This is a genomic window from Mesobacillus sp. AQ2 (assembly GCF_030122805.1).
Classification (GTDB): Bacteria; Bacillota; Bacilli; order Bacillales; family Cytobacillaceae; genus Mesobacillus; species Mesobacillus oceanisediminis_A.
The window spans coordinates 3,883,502-3,903,273 of sequence record NZ_CP126080.1 but is presented as its reverse complement, the minus strand read 5'-3'; the positions used below and the strand labels follow the sequence as shown (position 1 = coordinate 3,903,273).

Sequence of the window (19,772 nt, the reverse complement as noted above, 5' to 3'; positions counted from 1 at the left end):
CGATGAATCAGTTTTTGTTCGGGCTTGCCCTTTTAATCGGTTTAATGCTTCCTCCTGTTGCAAACTTAATGGAATCCGTCATGATCATCCACATGCATATGCAGATGCCGATGCTGGTGATTGCCGGTTTTTTCATGGGACAGTTTTTCCAGCAGCGCTTTCCTCATTTCTTTTCCAAATATAATCAAGAGGGCATCCCAGGAATCCTTCTTTTTATCATCATCATGGGTAATTGGATGCTGCCGCGCACAATGGATGAAGCCTTGACTGCAAATAGTGTGGAATTTTTCAAATTCTTCAGTTTGCCTTTCCTCGCGGGAGTGCCTCTAAGAGACTCCTGGAAAAAACTCAAAAAGAATCGAAAAAATTTTACGATTGGATTTTTCACAGTGGTTTTTCTGGGAATGGGCTGGTTATATATTCAAGCAAACGACCAGCTATGCAATAATTACTTAGTAGTTGACCAGATGATCCTCGGGTGGGGATTTATCACAATGGCGATCTGTATGGTAATTTACCTGGCGTATACGGTATTAGTGGACCCTTCATTATATGAATAAGGAATTGATCCACTGTGCAGATTTCACAGCACGATGCTATAAAGTATAATAAGTTAAAGGTAGTTTGTTAGAAATACTTGATATACAAACAGCCAAAAAGGCGAATCAGTGTAGAGGAGGACTAAAATGAAAATAGCAATCTCATTCAGTGGCGGGAAGGACTCCATGCTGGCATTATACAAAATACAAAATAACCCTGTTTTTGAGGTTGATTCATTGCTCGTGACCCTGACAGAAGGATTCGGCCGGGTATCGATTCATGGGGTTCGCTATGAGCTGTTGAAGCTTCAATCTGAGTCATTGGGAATTCCATTAAGAGAGGTCTGGCTTCCGCAGGATTGTCCGGATGAAAAGTATCAAGAAATAATGGGTAAAGCGATAGCAGGGATGAGAAAAGACGGCGTTACCCATATTGCCTTTGGCGATATACATCTTCAGGATGTACGAGAGTATCGGGAGGAATTATTCTCTGAATCGGGAATAACCCCTGTTTTTCCGCTCTGGGGTATACCGGTAGAGGAAGTAAGCCATGATTTTGTTGATCTTGGTTTCAAAACGGTTTTAACATGTGTTGATTTAGAAAGGCTGGATCCGTCCTGCGCAGGCAAAGTATATGATCGAAAATTCATCATGGAATACCCGAAAGAACATGATATTTGCGGAGAGAATGGAGAATTCCATTCATTTGTATTTGATGGTCCAAACTTTGAATTTCCTATCAACTATGGATTAGGCGAGAAAAAAGTGACAAAGGATTATTTCACTAAAAAAGATCGATTCTTGTTCATAGATTTAATCCCATATTAAAGCTTATAAACTTTTAAGTTCAAATAAATGGTCAATAAACTGCCAGCTAGAAAAATAATGACTCCGGAAATAGAGTTTGGAGAAAGATATTGTAAAAAATCCATAAAAAGCACCCCTTTATTTAGATGTAAATATCGTATTACGATATTTTGTATTTTAATTATATCGTGTTAAGATATATTTATCAATAAGAAAGTAAGGTGGAATTTTTGCTTAGTAAAGACGTATATGAGTACCTTGCTGAGTTTCGGTACCAATTGAGGAAGTTCCAGAAGTTCAGTGAAACAGCAGCTGAAAATATGGGCATAACCGCCCAGCAGCACCAACTGATGCTAGCCATAAAAGGATATCCGGAAAGGGAGTATGCTACACCGAGCGAGCTGGCAGAACGATTGCAAATCACCCATCATTCATGCGTCGGCCTGATCGATCGCTGCGAAAAGTCAGGACTGGTCTCTCGCAGGAAAAACCCGGAAGACGGCAGGAGTGTCTTTGTAGATGTAACCGCTAAAGGGATGGAGATCCTTGAGGGTCTGTCTGAAATCCATCTGGAAGAGATCAAACGAATCGGATTGTTTAAGGAGAAGCTTTGATACATAACTGAATGACGGGAGAAATAAGAGGTAACTTATGAAAAAGAGAATTGTCTATCTTGGAATTATAATTACGATCGTATTCCTTTTTTTGCTTGGGACATATAAATTAATGAATTCCAGGACTTTTCAACTGTTTGGCGGTCTAACATCCCAGGTGGAAACCAAAGAAAAAGTAGTCGCATTAACCTTTGATGATGGTCCAACACAACAAGTGCCAGAAATTTTGCAAATACTAAAGAAGTACGATGCTAAAGCAACATTCTTCCTGATTGGAAACGAAATCGAAAAAAATCCAGATGCAGCAGAAATGATAGCCAGGGCAGGTCATCAAATTGGGAATCACACATACTCCCATAACAGGATGGTGTTGAAATCCCCGACTTTTATCAAAAAGGAAATTACCCGAACAAATGAATTAATTGAAGCAGCAGGGTATAAAGGGGAGATTGACTTTCGGCCTCCTAACGGGAAAAAACTAATAGGACTGCCCTATTACTTGCATCAGCAAAATATTGACACCATCACCTGGAATCTTGAACCAGATTCCTTCTATCATACATCTGCTGATAAAATAGAATACGTGATAGATAATGTAAAGCCTGGTTCCATTATTTTATTGCATCCGATGTACGATCAATCTGGAGATGAGCTTAAGACCATCGAAGGAATTTTGAAGGATTTAACAGTAGAAGGGTATAAATTCGTCACGGTAAATGAGCTTCAGGAAGTTAATTGATCTATAAATGTATATGAGGCATTGTGAATCATGCAATCCATTGGTATTATGGTTCTGATAGCAAGTTAGGGAGATGTTTTGATGTTGACCATTAAGGAAATTGCAGAGATGGCAAATGTTTCAAGAGCAACAGTCTCGAGAGTTTTAAATGAATCGGGTTATGTAAGTGCAGCAGCTAAAAAGCGAGTGCTGGAGGTAATTAAAAAAACAGGGTATGTGCCCAGCCAACATGCAAAATCACTTCGAACCAAACAAACAAAAGTTATTGGTGTTATCCTTCCGAAAATCAGTACCGAAACATCAAGTCGTGTAGTAGACGGTATGAATGATGTATTTAGCGAGCACGGTTATCAAATCCTGCTGACTACAACTAACCTTAATCCTGAAAAGGAAATCGAATATATCCGATTGTTAAAAAGCAGACAGGTTGATGGGATTGTTTTAATTGCTACCAATATAAATAAGGAACTAATGGCAGAGATCGAGCAGCTTCAAATACCCTTTGTGGCTATTGGACAAGATATTCCAGGTGTATGCAGTGTTACCTATGATGATTATGAAGCCTCGAAAACAATGGCGAAAGCGATTATCGAAAAAGGCTATAAATACATCGCTTTCATTGGTGTAGATGAATCAGACCGTGCAGTGGGAATAAGGCGCAAAAAAGGATTCCTGGATTCAATGAAAGAACATAACCTTACAGTCAGAGAGGGATGGGTCAAAGAGACAAATTTCGATATATTATCTGGTTACGAAGCGATGAAAGAAATAATGGAGCAATCTGAAAAAGATGACTACCCAGATGCTGTATTCGCAGTAACGGACAGAATTGCTATTGGAGCCATGCAGTATTTGAAAGAAGCTGGTTATAAGATTCCCAATCAAATAGCTGTTTCAGGTATGGGTGCTGCTGATATTTCTCAATATGTCCAGCCGGCATTAACCACAATTGAATATGAAAATCAGAGGGCGGGCGAAGAAGCGGCTTTCATGCTCCTGGATCAAATTGTAAAGAATGAAAAGAATGATAAGAAGATGATTTTAGGTTATAGACTAATAGTTAGAGATAGTATATAATCGTTGTGTAATCGATTTCATATTACAGCCTAAGGATAAACATTGATGTAATAAATCAATGAATGTTTTTAGGATTTATTTTTACAGAAATATGAAATCGATTCCATTTATTTTAATTTTTAATTTATTTTATGGAAGTACATTTTTTTTGGGTTTATATGAAATCGATTTCATGTTCGCAGGTGATTGGTTTCATTAAGAAATTTTTTAAAAAAGGAGTGTTTACTAATGGCTGACAATCGTCAAATTGCAAAAGAAATTATTGATGCAGCAGGCGGACAAGAAAATATTTTATCAGCTGCCCATTGTGCTACCAGGCTAAGGATCATGGTAAAGGACAAAGAAAAAATAGACCAAAAGAGAGTAGAAGAAATTGAGAAGGTAAAAGGTGCCTTTTTTAACTCTGGTCAGTATCAGGTAATCCTTGGAACGGGTACGGTCAATAAAATTTATGAAGAAGTAATAGGTCTGGGGATTGGCAGTTCCACAAAATCTGAGCAAGCCAAAGAGGCAGCTCAAAGCGGGACAGTTTTCCAGAGAGCGATCCGGTCTTTCGGGGATGTTTTTGTGCCCATCATTCCTGCTCTTGTCGCAACTGGATTATTCATGGGTCTGCGCGGTCTTGTTATGCAGGAACAAATCCTGGCTTTATTTGGTTTGACACCAGATGATATATCACAAAACTTTCTATTATTTACTCAAGTTTTGACTGATACTGCTTTTATCTTTTTGCCTGCACTTGTTGCCTGGTCTACTTTCAGGGTCTTCGGCGGATCACCGATTATTGGTTTGGTCCTGGGGCTCATGCTTGTTAGTCCGTCGTTGCCAAATGCCTGGAACGTAGCAGGCGGGAGCGCAGACCCAATCATGTTTCTTGGGTTTATTCCAGTGGTAGGTTATCAAGGATCTGTATTGCCAGCTTTTATTGCCGGTATTGTTGGTGCCAAGCTCGAGCAGATGATTCGCAAACGTGTTCCTGATGCCTTTGATTTGATTGTTACGCCATTTTTAACTTTATTAATTATGATTAGCCTGGCATTATTTGTGATAGGCCCTGTCTTCCATACAGTTGAAAACTGGATTTTGGATGCAACAGTTACCGTTTTGGAGTGGCCATTTGGCATCAGCGGATTCCTGATTGGGTTCTTGAACCAAATCATCGTTGTAACAGGTGTTCATCATGTTTTCAATATGCTGGAAATATCTCTGCTTGAAAAATTGGGCAATAATCCATACAACGCAATTGTTACCGCTGCCGTTGCTGCCCAGGGTGGCGCTACATTGGCAGTAGGTTTAAAGACTAAATCCAAAAAGTTGAGAGCGTTGGCTCTGCCATCCTCCTTATCCGCTTTTCTGGGTATAACTGAACCAGCGATTTTCGGTGTGAATCTCCGGTATGGAAAACCGTTCCTGATGGGCCTTATTGGCGGTGGTGTTGGCGGCTTTCTCGCTTCCATCTTTGGCTTAAAAGCAACGGGGATGGCGATTACAGTTATTCCAGGTACCTTGCTCTATTTGAATGGACAAATTTTACTGTATTTATTTGTTAATATCATCGCAATTGCCATAGCTTTTGTTTTAACTTGGATGTTTGGTTTTTCCGATAAGCAGTTAAAGGAGAACCAGTAACTAGTTACTAAAGGGTAAAAGGCCAACTCAATAATAGTTCCAGGTGAGAGGAAGCGATTCCTCTCATCGCTATTTCAGCAGGAGGGAACAACATGGCAAGACATACTGAATTAAAATATCGAACGATTTTTGAAGCTAAAGAAAATGAATTAGAAGGGCTTAAAGCAATATCAGCTAATTCCAGATGGAAGCCTGCTTATCATATTCATCCTCAATATGGCCTGATTAATGATCCGAACGGACTTGCCTATTTCAACGGCGAATACCATGTCTTTTTTCAATGGTTTCCGTTTGATGCGATTCATGGGATGAAGCACTGGGGGCATGTGAAATCAACGGATTTGGTCAACTGGGAGCGTCTGCCAGTTGCCATTGTCCCTGTAAAGGATTATGAATCGCACGGAGCCTATTCCGGTGCTTCTCTAGAAGTAGATGGAAAGCTCTACATGTACTATACGGGGAATATTAAATATAGCGCAGTGGAAAGATCGGCTAATCAGTGTCTGGCCATCATGGATAAGGCTGGTACGATTACGAAATACGCAAACAACCCAATTATTGAAGGTGTGCCGGAAGGATATACCGGTCATGTCCGCGATCCCAAAGTTTTTGAAAGGAATGGCCGCTACTACATGCTCCTTGGTGCACAAAGAACGGATTTAACAGGAGCCATTATTGTCTATGATTCTGCCAATGCGATTGACTGGTCCTTTAGAGGCGAATTAAAGATTGATCTGGAATTTCCTGATTCCGTCTATATGCTCGAATGTCCGGACTTTTTTGAATTGGATGGACAGGATGTGATGATTTTTTCACCCCAGGGCTTGAAAGAGGAAGGTCATGATTATCACAATCTCTATAATGTCATCTATCTGCTGGGCAAACTGGATATCGAAAACCTTACTTATCAAGTAGAGTGCTACCAAGAGCTGGAAAAAGGATTTGATTTTTATGCACCTCAGACCTTTGTGGGTAAAAACAAGGAGCGGCTGCTGTTTTCATGGGCTGGAATGGGGGAAGTGGAATATCCTTCTGACAGGGAGTCATGGGCGCATTGCCTATCCGTTCCGCGAGAACTGGGAATTGTTAATGGAAAGTTGGTTCAAAAGCCTGCACAGGATTTAAAGCTGCTTAGACAAACATCAAACTCCGGTGAAATGACGATCTCGGAAACTGGCGGGGAAATCGGAAACCCATCAGACCAGTATGAACTTGATCTTAATTTTAATAGCATCCAAAGCAACAAATTCGGGCTTGAATTGTTTGTTTCTGAAACGGAAGGGCTTGTACTGGAGTTTGACCGTGAGCAGCAGATAGTGAGCTTGAATCGTGAGAATTTCGAAGCTGCGTTTGGCGGAGAATACGGTTATGTAAGAAGCGCTGAACTTGCATTAGGGGACAATGTGAAGGTCCAGGTTTTTGTTGACCACAGCATCGCAGAGATTTTTATCAATGATGGGGAAGTGGTATTTACTGCACGTGTATTCCCCAAAGCAGAGTCAAAGGGAATCAGGATGTTCAGCGATGGTAACATAAGCTGCAGTTATAGCAAATATGAGCTGGCTCAAGGAATTTCGATTTAAGCGTTGGGTGATGACGAAACTGTATTCATTCCGAGAAGTCGATTTTATCAGACAGCAGAAGGTTTCTTAAACAATAATTATGGTGATTTTAAATCAATCATCAGTTTGTTGAAGCTGAAAAGAAGATACTTGAAAGTGTAATTAAGAGTATGAATCGCTTTGACTCTGAAAAGAAAATGTGACTCTATAATTCTGGCTTTATCGGAATGAATATGATATGGTCGTGGCATATGGCAGATCCTTCAAAAATTATGGGGTCTGCCATATATTTATATATTTTTTTAGGAGGAATGGGATATGAAAGTGGAAATGAAGTTTTGCAAGGTGTTTAGTTGCAGCAAGGAGGCGAACTACTATGAGCCTTAGCCAGATAGCACACATTGATTCTATAAGGGAAACGTTTCTAAAGCAGCTCGTCTTTATTGAAGAGAACTATAATGAATTAAATAACATGTACCTGTATTCAACCCCAATACAGGAAAGAGTCAAGAATTTTCTAAGTCTCTATATTAGTGAATTGGAAAGCTTTATAAAAGATGAAGACTGGAATGGTCCTTTGTCAAAAGTGTTTATTGGCACAAAAGTAACTGTCCTGTTTCAAGATGAAAAGGAAACGGAAGACTACTTTATAAGCCTGCCCGATCATTCAGACCCGGATGCTAACTGTATTTCATTTTTATCACCGGTTGGAAGGCAGCTTTTGTTAAAAAATGTGGGAGATGAGATTTCTTTGGTTGTTCCCAATGGTACAGTTTCTTTATCAGTCAAAAGAATATACTTTTCTGGAAATTGAACATAGACTGGACCTGACTACAAGGGGGAGTGGCAAAAAGCTTTTTTTCTCGCTTAGTGTTGTCTTTAATCCTCTTAATAAGTCAGTTTCTTCCCAGATAAATGCAGGTACCTGCTTCGTTTAGTACGGCAGAAAGCAGGATGATGCATACTTCCAGCCACTGAAGCGATGTGACCATTTCTGATAAAATCAGCCTGGCTGAAAGGTGAAAACACAAAAATACCCTTGTTTTTTCATAGTTGGACCTTCTGGATGACAAAACTAGTAAGTTATAAAAATAAATTCAAGACGTGTGTATGCACGTCTTTTATATTATTGAAACCAATTATTCTCTGACAGAAAAATAGGCAATGTTACCTGCTAAAATTCCCGCTGTCAGTTTTCCGGCAATCATCGGGACAATAGAGCTTTTATCAACGGGTCCTATAAATCCGAGGTGACTGCCAAGAACAAAAGAGCCACTGACTGCAAAAGCGGTGTTAACGACTTTTACTCTGATGTTTTAATCATGGAACCTGGGATGATGTTTGCGCATAAGGTAATTGAAAACATGGAGGGATTCATAACCATAGACAGCTATATGTTTAAGGGCACTGAAATCAAAATTTCTCTCCCGTGTATTCAAAATTAATATTTGTATAAAAAAACAGGTCTTCTCCCCATCTACAAGGGAAGTAACCTGTTTTTTTATTTATATAATGTTCTTACATCTTTGAATGCAGAAGTAACTGTGAGAAAAATAATTCCATTAAGTAAGGTTCATTCCATTGTCCATTTTATTGTGATGATTATATGTCCTAGCGTTAAATAAATTTATGGTATTTTTACAATAATGTTTATTTTCTGACAACCAGGGTAATCGGCAAGCGAGGGGTCTTCCAAAAATGCCTGAAAAAGGATAATTTTTCATGGTTTTGAGAAGTATAAGAATAGTAGAAAGGAAGGGATGAGAAAATTGAGTGAAAAGCTACCGCCATTCTTAAGGAAACTGAGCTATTTCGGGAGATCAGAAGACATTTCCGATCATGCCACAATTGCACCTGATGATCGATCAACTGAAAAAGTTTACCGCCGGCGCTGGCAGCACGATAAGGTTGTCAGGACAACTCATGGCGTGAACTGTACGGGTTCCTGCAGTTGGAAGGTTCATGTAAAGGACGGAATCATCACCTGGGAGACGCAGCAGACAGACTATCCGACAACAGGACCCGATATGCCTGAATACGAACCGAGGGGCTGTCCACGAGGAGCAACATTTTCGTGGTATACATATAGCCCTGTAAGAATTAGATACCCCTATGTGAGAAGCGCGTTAATTGAATTGTGGAGAGAAGCATTCAACGAACATAAGGACCCGGTTCAGGCTTGGAAGAGTATTGTGAATGACCCAGCCAAATCCGAACGATACAAGTCTGCTAGGGGGAAGGGGGGCTTTGTCCGTTCTAGCTGGGATGAACTGAATACGCTTATCTCTGCCTCATTGATTCATACAATCCAGGAGTACGGACCAGACAGGATTTTTGGATTCTCCCCTATCCCCGCAATGTCGATGGTCAGTTATGCCGGGGGTTCAAGGTTCTTGAATTTAATCGGTGCACCTTTATTAAGCTTTTACGATTGGTATGCAGATTTGCCGCCAGCGTCACCGCAAATCTGGGGAGAGCAGACAGATGTCCCTGAAAGCTCTGATTGGTACAATTCCTCCTATTTAATTGTCTGGGGTTCGAACCTTCCGCAGACAAGGACACCTGACTCCCATTTCTATGTGGAGGCAAGATACAGAGGAGCAAAAGTAGTCGCAGTAAGTCCTGACTATGCTGAATTCGTCAAGTTTGCTGACAAATGGCTGCCTGTTCAGGCTGGTATGGATGGGGCTATTGCGATGGCAATGACTCATGTGATTCTAAAGGAATTCTATGTGGATCAACAGGTTGATTATTTTAATGACTATGTAAAAAAATATACGGATTTGCCATATCTGCTCCTTCTGAAAAAGAATGGTGATTTTTATCAAGGGGATAAGTTCCTAAGGGCTTCCGATATAGGCCGACAGACAGAAAACGGAGAATGGAAAACCGTTGTCCTTGATCAGACGTCAAATGACTTTGCTGTTCCTAATGGAAGCATCGGACATCGATGGGAAAATAACCAGAGCTGGAATCTCCACTTGAAAGACAGTGATAACCAGCTCGATGGTATTGATCCAGTCTTGACCCTGCAAGGAATAGAAGATGAGATTGTCATGGCCGGCTTCCCATTTTTCGGGCCGGATAAAAAAGAAATTTTGAAAAGAGGAGTTCCAGTAAAGAAAATCATTAAAGGTGGGGAAGAGGTGTATGTGACGACCGTCTTCGATATGCTTCTTGCCAATTGTGGCGTGAATCGCGGATTGCCAGGTGATTATCCTGCTGATTATGACGATTTAAAGCCATATACTCCTGCCTGGCAAGAATCAATTTCAGGAGTCAGCAGACGAGATTGTGCGCAGATAGCCAGGGAGTTTGCCCAAAACGCCATCGATTCAAAAGGAAGATCAATGATTATTATGGGCTCAGGAATCAATCACTGGTATCATTCCGATATGATTTATCGGGCAATCTTGAATCTTGTACTGTTGACAGGATGCCAGGGAGTGAACGGCGGCGGCTGGGCACATTATGTCGGGCAGGAAAAGGTACGCCCTCTTGAAGGATGGCAGACAGTGGCGATGGCAAGAGATTGGGGCGGACCGCCAAGATTGCAAAACGGGACGTCTTTCTTCTACTTTGCATCGGAGCAGTGGAGGTACGACAACCAAACATCGGATGAACTCATTTCACCATTGATTGACAAGCCTACTTACCAACATCCCGGCGACTATAATGTGCTGTCAGCAAGATTGGGTTGGCTGCCTTCTTACCCACAATTCAATGAGAATCCAATCAAGATGGCAGAAAGGACAGGTCAAACCGACAAAGATGCCATCATTCAAGAAGTGGTTAAGCAGCTGAAGGACGGCAAACTGAAATTCGCCATAGAAAATCCGGAAGATCCAAGGAATTTTCCAAAAGTCCTGTTTGTATGGCGCGCAAACCTGATTGGCAGTTCAGCTAAGGGACATGAATACTTCCTTAAGCATTTACTTGGCACCCACCATGGCAATTTAAGTGAACAGAATGAAGAAGATCTGACAAAAGAAATCAGCTGGGTCCAGGATGTGCCAGAAGGCAAGCTCGATTTGATGCTTGACTATGATTTCAGGATGTGTGGGACCGGTCTGTACTCTGATATTATTCTTCCATCGGCGACCTGGTATGAGAAGTACGATGTCTCAAGCACGGATATGCACCCATTCATCCATCCATTCAATCCGGCAATCACACCGCCATGGGAAGCGAAATCAGATTGGGACGCATTCAAGAATCTTGCCAAGACGTTCTCTGAAATGGCTGGAAGATATTTTAATGAACCGGTGACTGACCTGGTTGCAACCCCTCTCTTGCATGATTCCAGAGATGAAATTTCCCAGCCATATGGGAAAATCCCGGACTGGAAAAATGGAGATGTCGAGCCGCAACCGGGCGTGAATATGCCGCGTCTCCATTTGGTCGAGCGTGATTTGACAAAGGTATATGACAAGTTCATCGCACTCGGTTCGAATGTAAAGGAATCCATTGGTTCAAAGGGGATTGGCTGGGAAGCGGCCAAGGAATATGAAAAGCTGAAGGCGATAAATGGTACTGCGTCACAAACAAAGGAATACAAGGATTTGCCAAGCCTTTTTACCGATAGGAATGCTGCCGAGACAATTCTTACCTTATCAAGTACCACTAATGGTTCGCTTGCAATGAAAGCATGGGATGCGTTAGAAAAGAAAACGGGTCTTGAGTTAAAAGACCTGGCAGAAGAGCGGGCTGAAGAGCATATGTCATTTGCGGAAATTACTGCTCAGCCAAGGAAGGTGATTTCCTCACCAGTTTTCAGCGGGTCCGAAACAGGCAATCGTCGTTATAACCCTTTTACCACAAATGTTGAACGGCTTGTGCCATGGCGAACACTGACTGGACGACAGCATTTTTATATGGATCATGACCTGATGATTGAATTTGGGGAGGAGCTTCCTAACTTCAAGGCTCCGCTTCATAAGCTTGCTTTTTACAAAGGAGATCATGAACCTGATGCAAAAGGGAATGAAATTACACTCAGCTACCTGACGCCTCACTTTAAATGGTCCTATCACAGTACGTATGGAGATACCCTGCCGATGTTGACGTTGTTCCGTGGAGGGCCACATGTATGGCTGAATAATGAGGATGCTGCTTCTGTCGGGATAGAAGATAATGATTGGATCGAAATGTATAACCGTAACGGGGTGGTGGTAGCGAGAGCGGTAGTCAGTCACAGAATGCCTAAAGGAATTGTCTTCATGTATCACGTACAGGAGCGGTATATCAACGTGCCAGGCTCTCCGATCACAAAACAGCGTGGCGGGACGTTCAACAGTCCAACCCGTATCCACATCAAACCGACGCAGATGATTGGTGGCTATGCGCAATTGAGCTACGGATTCAACTACTATGGACCGACCGGAAACCAGAGAGATGAGAAGGTAGTGATCCGGAAAATGAACAGGGATGAGGTGGATTGGCTTGAAGATTAAGGCACAGTTCGGAATGGTCATGAATCTAGATAAGTGCATCGGCTGCCATACATGCAGTGTGACCTGCAAGAATACCTGGACAAACCGGCCTGGTGTGGAATATCAATGGTGGAACAATGTCGAAACAAAACCGGGAATTGGCTACCCGAAGGAATGGGAGAATCAGGAACTGCGGAAGGGCGGCTGGGCACTTAAAAACGGGAAACTGGAGCTTAAGGCTGGAGGCCGTGTCAATAAACTGCTGAATATCTTCTATAATCCAAACCTGGCAGATATGGATGATTATTATGAACCATGGACATATGATTATGAGAATCTGATCCAAAGTCCGGAGAAAAAGCATCAACCGGTGGCGAGGCCTAAATCACAGGTTACCGGAGAATACATGGATATCAAATGGGGACCAAACTGGGAGGATGATCTTGCGGGGGTGCATGTAACAGGGAAGAAGGATCCGAACATGGCTGGGCTTGATGAGCAAATCAAATTTGAATTTGAACAGGCATTCATGATGTACCTGCCAAGAATTTGTGAGCATTGTATGAATCCTTCCTGTGTTTCATCCTGCCCTTCTGGTGCGATGTACAAAAGAGAAGAAGATGGAATCGTCCTTGTGGACCAGGAGGCCTGCCGCAGCTGGAGATTTTGCATGACAGGCTGTCCTTATAAAAAGGTTTATTTTAATTGGAAAACACATAAGGCTGAAAAATGTACTTTCTGCTACCCGCGTATTGAAGCGGGATTGCCAACAGTTTGTTCTGAAACATGTGTGGGCAGGCTGAGATATATCGGAATTGTCCTCTATGATGCGGATAAAATCAAAGAGGCAGCATCAGTCAAGGACGACAAGGAACTATATGAGGCACAACTGGGGATGTTCCTTGATCCGCATGACCCGGAAGTGATCAGGGAAGCGAAAAAAGAAGGCATCCCTGATGACTGGATTGAAGCAGCACAGAGATCACCGGTTTATAAAATGGCTGTTGAACAAAGGATTGCACTTCCGCTTCACCCGGAATACCGGACACTTCCAATGGTCTGGTATGTACCGCCTTTAAGCCCTTTCGTCAATGCTTTCGGCGGTCAAATTGATGATCTTGATCCGAATATCATTTTTCCGACGATCAACCAGTTCCGTATCCCTATTGAATATCTGGCAAATCTTTTTACGGCTGGGGATACTGATGTGGTTAAAGCGGTCCTTCGGAAGCTGGTTGCAATGCGCATGTATATGCGCCAGGTAAACTTAGGTAAAGAACCCAATCTTGAGGTTCTAGAAGCGGCAGGTATGACCGAACAAGTGGCAAGGGATATGTATGAGCTCTCGGCGATTGCCAAGTATTCAGAACGCTATGTCATTCCGCCTTCCCATAAGGAGCGATCAGGGGACATGCATTTTATGCAAGGAAACGCAGGCTTCGAAGACCTGGCTCAGGACTGTGAATCATGCAGTGTCGGTTCTGAACGTGATCCCCTCTATTATTATGGTGAAGATTACTGGAGGAATTTAGATGAACAAAAGCCAAGTGGTTTATAAGCTGTCTTCCATTCTGCTGCATTATCCGGATAAGGAATGGAAGGAGTATCTTTCACTGCTCTATGAAGAGGCGAGTTTGATTGATGATGCACAAGTACGTGGCATGATTGAAAATTTCCTGGACTACCTAGACAGGACCAGTATGGAAAAATTGTGCCAGAACTATGTGCTTACATTTGATTTTAATGACAGGAGTACGCTCTATCTTACCTATTCTGTCTTCAAGGATAACCGGGAAAGAGGCCCTGCACTAGTGAAGCTGAGGAATGAGTTCCTTCAGGCAGGAGCGGATCTGGAGAGTGATGAATTGCCTGATTACCTTCCATTGATCCTGGAGTTCGCTTCCATCACGGAAACAGAGAAATCAGCAAAGATTCTTAAACTGCATTTCCGGGCAATCGAGCGGCTCTGTCTGGAACTAGAATCGATGAACAGTCCATACCATCATTTGCTTGGGGCATGTGTGTTATGCATCAAGCGGCTAAGGTCAAATGAGCAGGTCAGTAAATCAGGTGAAAGGAGAATCATATGAGCAGCCTCGATCTCTTTTTATGGGTGGTCTTCCCTTATATTTGCCTGACGGTCTTTGTGCTGGGGCATATATACCGCTACAATACTGATCAGTTTGGCTGGTCAGCAAAATCCAGCCAGTTTCTTGAAAAAAAGAAACTTAAGTGGGGAAGCATCCTGTTCCATTGGGGGATTATCTTTGTATTCTTCGGTCATGTGGCAGGGGTGCTTATCCCCAAAATCATTTATGATAGCATCGGGGTAACAGATCATATGTATCACTTCGGCGCAGTTTGGTTCGGCGGAGCGGCAGGAGTCATCTGCGTCCTCGGAGGAGCGTTGCTTTTTATGAGAAGGGCATCTGTAAAACGGATCAGAGTGAACAGTAAATTCAAGGACTGGTTATCTCTTGTGTTACTGGGAATCGTGGTGATTGTTGGTTTTACCAATACCGTTGGGTACACAGCCTCAGGCGGCGATTTCGACTATCGTACAACAATCGGTCCCTGGTTCAGGGGAATCCTTACCTTCAATCCGGAACCTGGTTATATGATTGGTGCACCGATTGGTTTCCAGGCGCATATCCTGTTGGCTTTTGCCTTATTTGCAGTATGGCCATTCACAAGGCTTGTGCATGTGTGGAGCCTGCCACTGGAATATCTGAAGAGGAAATACCTGGTCTACCGTAGGATGACACCTGCAAAGAATGTCACAAAGAGAAATTAATCATTAAAGAAAGAAAGGCTGAATTTCAGCCTTTCTTTACGATTTTGTAAAGGAGGATACGTATATGTCAGGTCCCGCGTTAAAGAATCATTTTTCCCATCAATCAATCCATGATGGTTATTATACAGAAGGACGTGATTTGACGGAATTGCTGGTTAAGCTATTCAGGGAAGAGCGTGAAGAGGATTGTGCAGTAGCTGCAGACGCGCTTGTGGAGCACTGGGAAACAAGGACAATTGCTCATGCGGATTCTGAGGAAGAAGGCTTTTATATGGAGATCATGGAAAAAAAGCCTGAATTGAAGGAAGAAGTAATCAAGCTCATTAGAGACCATGATTTAATTCGAATGATAGTGGCCGACGTCAAAGGCAGACTGCCGAACGAAGGAGTAACAGAAGAAGTCATCGATCGCTTCAAAACCATTCTTCATTTGGTGGATATTCATAATCATGAAGAAGAACGGATTCTATTCAGGCAGGACCATCATCATCTTGACCAAATCCGCGAACAAGATGAAAAACCAGCCTCCGGACAATAGCCTAAGGTTGCTGTGTGCAGTTAGGATACGCAATTGGTGAAAACAGGAAGCAGAGAATCGGCTAAAAAGATTCTCTGCTATTTCTAATGAATTGAAAGATCACTGAACATCGCGACTAGCATTTTGGGCTCACCAGCATCATCCTTTATCGTACTAATTGTCAGCCATTCAGGAAAAACTTCTCCATTTTTCTTTTTATTCCAGATTTCTCCTTGCCAATAACCATCAGCTTTAATCTTTTCCCACATCTCTCTATGAAAATCCTTGTCGTGTTTACCTGATTGCAGAAGGGCAGGTGTTTTTCCAATCGCTTCTTCTTCCATATAACCAGTCACTTTTGTAAAAGCAGGATTGACCTTCTTGATGATTCCATTCATGTCTGTAATCATCATCCCAGATTCTGTACTTTCAAGAACGGTGGAAGCGAGCTTGAGTTGGTCTTGATAATAAAGCCATACAACGAGTATCAGGCTGGCAAGTGCAAATTCAGACAGCGCCATGAATCCAATTGCGTAATGCCCTGTCCAATTGAACAAGGTGGTGAGGATCAATGGAGGGAAAAACCCTCCGAGTCCACCCATCGCAGCAACGATTCCATTCACAATCCCAGCCTGTTTTGAGAAATACATTGGAACTAGCTTAAAGATTGTCCCATTCCCAATCCCCGCACAAAACGCTACTCCCAAAACGCCGATTGTGTAAATCGGCAAGGATGGGGTGAAGGAAAGGAGAAATCCGCTAAACGTCAGCCCAGTAAAGACAAACATCAGGATGATGAACGAATTGAATTTGTCGCCAAGCCATCCGCCAACTGGGCGAAGGAATGTGGCAATGGTAATGAAACCTGCTGTTCTAAGACCAGCATCCACTTTACTGAGATCAAAATGATTCACCAGGAAGTTTGGCAAATAGATGGTGAACGCCACAAACGACCCGAAGGTAATAAAGTAGAATAAGCTAAGCAGCCAAAGTTTAGGATTATGATAGACACCTTTAATCTGATCACCCAGGGACACCTTAATCCTCTTCTCTTGTTTGTCCCCGAGCAGAAAATTTAGGACTGCAATGATGATCAATAAGATCAGGTACATATTAACTGTTGCACGCCAACCAAATTCATTTGCAATCACTGGAGCTAAAAATGCAGTGAAGGCCGTACCGATATTTCCGGCACCGTAAATCCCATTTACAAAACCGTGTTTTTCCTTTGGATAATATTTAGGTAACGAGGTAACGCCGACAGAAAAAACAGCTCCCCCAATACCAAGCAACAGACCGCCTGTGATCAAAATTATGATTGAGTCAGCAGAACTTATGATGAAGACGGGGAGCAAGAGGATGATAAAACTAATGGTGAAAATCAAACGGGCCCCATACCTGTTTGTCCAATAGCCTATAGGAATTCTTAAAATTGAACCGAGAATAACTGGTACTGCGGTTACTAGAGTCATTTCACTTGCAGTCAAATCAATGTCTGCCGAGATATAGGGCATAAGGGAGGAAAGGATGACCCACACCATGAAACCAATCACCAGACTTGAGGTCTGAAGAACGAGTTGAAAGCTTCCTTTTTGCATTGTAGAACTCCTTTCATTGATTAGCAAAGATAACGGCGTCAATACTTAAAATACCCATATTGATGCCAGTAAACCGAATATTTTTACAGAAAAATGTCAACAACCTCTATAGTCATCTAAAAACTTGGATGAAACGGTTCCAGGGTGTTGCGACTAGGTATTTAGATAACTATCTTTATTGGTACGGGTGGTTAGAAATAGACAAGCATTTGTCCTTTGAAAAACAGGCAGAACAAATGCTTATTTCATCGTGCTAAAAATCGAATAAAACCACAGTGGAAATTTTAAGGGCAGTTTAAAAGGTCCATAAATTTATGGTCCTGATCCTCACCGAACTATCTCAGTATTTTTTAATCTCTAGAATTCTCCATTTTTCTTCCTTATCTAAATCGAATCCAATAGGCGAGGATTTATTTTCCTTCAATCCCGTTGCCTTGGTCATTACAAATTGATAAGCAGTATGTTCGTTTTGAACTGAAGTAAAAATGAGAATGATTTTCCCCTTTTCCGTTCTAAATTCACTAAGGTTTCCAACTACGTTAGGTTTCCATTCAAATCCTAGCCCGTCAAAATTGAAAAAACAAGGGCAATTACCTTCAAGGTCAAGATATGAGTAACTTACAGTACCATCAAAGGCTATATAGTTATTTGCTTGAAAAAATGTTTTCGCTGCCTTATAGGAGTTAACTGTGCTAATCGCATCATTTAAATCTTGGTATTGAATGAACGTTTTGAATTCTTTAACTTCCTCTTTTAATTGAGAAATTTGCTCACCTAATTGTTTATTTTCGTTTTGCAACTGTTCCGTCTCGGTAGAACCCTTTTGATTTTGTTTCTCTAAGCGAGACACTTTTTCTATTAGTATATTTTTATCATTTTGAAGGTTATTTACCAATCGAGAAATGTCAAAGTAGTCTAAAACGAATATCGTACCAAGAACTAATAGGATGATAAAAGTGTAAGTTTTAAAACCTCTCTTCATTTTAATACCTCCATTTCAAGTAATCATCCATACGAAAATTAAACACAAAAGTTACAGAATAGTAAAAATTAGTTTCCTTTAAAAAAATCTAAAACAACAAACTTTACGAAACGAGCGTTACGAAACCAGGCTTTTTTAAAACTAGCCTTCAAAAAAGGGGATTTTTTTTACGTATAGAATTGATTAATAGATAAAGTTCAAAAGAAATGAGGCTAATTCAATGCTGAAAAATGAAATGACTGAGCTTTTGAATATTGAATACCCGATCATACAGGCACCAATGGCCGGAGGCATTACGACTTCACAACTGGTTTCAGCAGTCTCCAATTCAGGAGGCCTTGGAATGGTAGGGGCAGGCTATATGTCTCCTGATGCAATGCAGGAACAAATCAAGGAAATCAAACAGCTTACTACCGGAAATTTTGGTGTTAATCTTTTCGTGCCGAATGAATTTCATGTTACGCCGGATGAAATTGAATCTGCTGAAAATGCCCTGAAGCCTATACGCGAAAAATTGAAACTTGAGGACCAAAGACAGCTTGATCTTCCAGATTACAAGATGAATATCGAAATATTTGAAGAACTGATTCAGATTGTTATTAATGAAAACATCCGGGTTTGTTCCTTTACCTTTGGACTGCCTCCTAAGGAAATCGTAAGAGAACTTAAAACTCACAATATTATTTTATTGGGAACAGCCACGACAGTCAGGGAAGCAATTGAAGCTGAAAATAGCGGAATGGATGCCGTGATTGTGCAAGGCAGTGAAGCAGGAGGCCATCGGGGGAATTTTATCAGCGGAGATAAGGAAAGTCTCATAGGTCTAATATCGTTAATTCCTCAGGTTGCCGACCATGTGAAAATTCCTGTTATTGCTGCTGGCGGCATCATGGATGGAAGAGGGCTAATGGCATCCCTTTGCTTAGGTGCAAAGGCTGTTCAAATGGGCACAGCTTTTTTAACATGTACGGAAAGCGGAGCCCATCAACTTTATAAAAATGCTATATTGGATGCCTCCGAAGATCAGATGGTGTTAACAAATGCCTTCTCCGGCAAATGGGCTAGAGGCATGAAAAATCGGTTTATAGAAGAAATGCAGGAGAAAGAGGTTCCATTCCCTCAATTCCCAGTCCAAAATGCACTTACACAATCAATCAGAAAAGCTTCAGCAGCACAAAACAATCCGGAATTTATGTCAATATGGTCCGGCCAGAGTCCAAGACTTGCTAAAACGCAATCGGCAGAAGACTTAATCAGAAGGATTGTAAATGATGCAAATAACATTCACCTATAAGTTTCATCATGTGTAAAGAGAATGGATATTTAGACTCAGGCTGCAGGCAGACTCGATTAAAACAGAGTCGGACTGCAGTCTTTTTTGAATCCTATGTATGAAAATTCAACAATGTTTAAATATAAATGAATAGTACTTACCTTATAGGAATCTGAAGTGAAAAAGGGACATGTTTTATGTGTTAAAAT

The 19,772-nt window shown here is 41.6% G+C and carries 17 protein-coding genes and 1 pseudogene; 15 read left to right on the top strand and 3 right to left on the bottom strand.

Translation table 11 applies throughout. The features are described 5' to 3' along the window. The first annotated feature begins 2 nt into the window (after nt 1–2). The 8 genes from QNH36_RS19665 (at nt 3) to QNH36_RS19630 (ending at nt 7,781) form a co-directional block, all read left to right on the top strand. Nucleotides 3–560, top strand: a complete 558-nt coding sequence (locus QNH36_RS19665; protein ID WP_283904019.1) for a hypothetical protein — start codon at nt 3–5, stop codon at nt 558–560. A gap of 126 nt (nt 561–686) precedes the next feature. Beyond that, nucleotides 687–1,367 carry a Dph6-related ATP pyrophosphatase gene (locus QNH36_RS19660; protein WP_283904018.1) on the top strand — a complete coding sequence of 227 codons (681 nt, stop codon included), beginning with the start codon at nt 687–689 and terminating at the stop codon, nt 1,365–1,367. A 200-nt stretch (nt 1,368–1,567) separates the two neighbouring features. Next, nucleotides 1,568–1,960, top strand: coding sequence for a MarR family winged helix-turn-helix transcriptional regulator (locus tag QNH36_RS19655; protein ID WP_144478879.1), 393 nt, complete (start codon nt 1,568–1,570; stop codon nt 1,958–1,960). Between the two features lie 37 nt (nt 1,961–1,997). Further along, nucleotides 1,998–2,699 carry a polysaccharide deacetylase family protein gene (locus QNH36_RS19650; protein ID WP_144478881.1) on the top strand — a complete coding sequence of 234 codons (702 nt, stop codon included), beginning with the start codon at nt 1,998–2,000 and terminating at the stop codon, nt 2,697–2,699. 81 nt (nt 2,700–2,780) lie between these two features. Then, a complete protein-coding gene (locus QNH36_RS19645; RefSeq protein WP_283904017.1) occupies nt 2,781–3,776 on the top strand; it encodes a LacI family DNA-binding transcriptional regulator in 996 nt (331 codons plus the stop codon). A 228-nt stretch (nt 3,777–4,004) separates the two neighbouring features. Continuing rightward, nucleotides 4,005–5,405: a sucrose-specific PTS transporter subunit IIBC gene (locus tag QNH36_RS19640; protein WP_283904016.1), complete on the top strand. Its 1,401-nt coding sequence runs from the start codon at nt 4,005–4,007 to the stop codon at nt 5,403–5,405. A 92-nt stretch (nt 5,406–5,497) separates the two neighbouring features. Continuing rightward, entirely contained in the window at nt 5,498–6,988 is a 1,491-nt protein-coding gene (locus tag QNH36_RS19635; protein ID WP_283904015.1) for a glycoside hydrolase family 32 protein, read from the top strand. A gap of 355 nt (nt 6,989–7,343) precedes the next feature. Further along, entirely contained in the window at nt 7,344–7,781 is a 438-nt protein-coding gene (locus tag QNH36_RS19630; RefSeq protein WP_283904014.1) for a GreA/GreB family elongation factor, read from the top strand. 325 nt (nt 7,782–8,106) lie between these two features. Here QNH36_RS19630 and eutH read toward each other — a convergent pair whose 3' ends face one another. Next, on the bottom strand, nt 8,107–8,280 hold the full coding sequence (gene eutH, locus QNH36_RS19625) for an ethanolamine utilization protein EutH (protein ID WP_251544471.1): 174 nt from the start codon (nt 8,278–8,280) through the stop codon (nt 8,107–8,109). A 456-nt stretch (nt 8,281–8,736) separates the two neighbouring features. Here eutH and QNH36_RS19620 point away from each other — a divergent pair, with 456 nt between their 5' ends. The 5 genes from QNH36_RS19620 to QNH36_RS19600 all read left to right on the top strand — a co-directional run bounded on the left by QNH36_RS19620 (nt 8,737) and on the right by QNH36_RS19600 (nt 15,731). Continuing rightward, nucleotides 8,737–12,420, top strand: coding sequence for a nitrate reductase subunit alpha (locus QNH36_RS19620; RefSeq protein ID WP_144478893.1), 3,684 nt, complete (start codon nt 8,737–8,739; stop codon nt 12,418–12,420). Beyond that, nucleotides 12,410–13,957 (top strand): nitrate reductase subunit beta, encoded by a 1,548-nt coding sequence (gene narH, locus QNH36_RS19615; protein ID WP_283904013.1) that lies wholly within the window; start codon nt 12,410–12,412, stop codon nt 13,955–13,957. The genes QNH36_RS19620 and narH overlap by 11 nt, the downstream gene beginning before the upstream one ends. Then, nucleotides 13,932–14,489, top strand: coding sequence for a nitrate reductase molybdenum cofactor assembly chaperone (narJ, locus tag QNH36_RS19610; protein ID WP_144478897.1), 558 nt, complete (start codon nt 13,932–13,934; stop codon nt 14,487–14,489). Before narH ends, narJ begins: the two co-directional genes overlap by 26 nt. After that, a complete protein-coding gene (gene narI / locus QNH36_RS19605) occupies nt 14,486–15,193 on the top strand; it encodes a respiratory nitrate reductase subunit gamma (RefSeq protein ID WP_144478899.1) in 708 nt (235 codons plus the stop codon). Before narJ ends, narI begins: the two co-directional genes overlap by 4 nt. 64 nt (nt 15,194–15,257) lie before the next feature. Next, a complete protein-coding gene (locus QNH36_RS19600) occupies nt 15,258–15,731 on the top strand; it encodes a hemerythrin domain-containing protein (RefSeq protein WP_144478901.1) in 474 nt (157 codons plus the stop codon). Between the two features lie 83 nt (nt 15,732–15,814). Here the strand turns inward: QNH36_RS19600 and QNH36_RS19595 are convergent, their stop codons facing one another. Next, complete coding sequence (locus tag QNH36_RS19595; protein WP_283904012.1) at nt 15,815–17,308, bottom strand: nitrate/nitrite transporter; 1,494 nt, start codon at nt 17,306–17,308, stop codon at nt 15,815–15,817. An 89-nt stretch (nt 17,309–17,397) separates the two neighbouring features. Here QNH36_RS19595 and QNH36_RS19590 point away from each other — a divergent pair. Further along, nucleotides 17,398–17,565 (top strand): annotated as a pseudogene (locus QNH36_RS19590) (IS1595 family transposase); the annotation flags it as partial. A gap of 83 nt (nt 17,566–17,648) precedes the next feature. Here QNH36_RS19590 and QNH36_RS19585 read toward each other — a convergent pair. Next, the gene (locus QNH36_RS19585; protein WP_283904011.1) at nt 17,649–18,290 is read right to left on the bottom strand and encodes a hypothetical protein; all 642 of its coding nucleotides are present in this window, start codon (nt 18,288–18,290) and stop codon (nt 17,649–17,651) included. A 220-nt stretch (nt 18,291–18,510) separates the two neighbouring features. Here QNH36_RS19585 and QNH36_RS19580 point away from each other — a divergent pair, with 220 nt between their 5' ends. Further along, complete coding sequence (locus QNH36_RS19580; RefSeq protein WP_283904010.1) at nt 18,511–19,584, top strand: NAD(P)H-dependent flavin oxidoreductase; 1,074 nt, start codon at nt 18,511–18,513, stop codon at nt 19,582–19,584. Nucleotides 19,585–19,772: the final 188 nt, after the last annotated feature.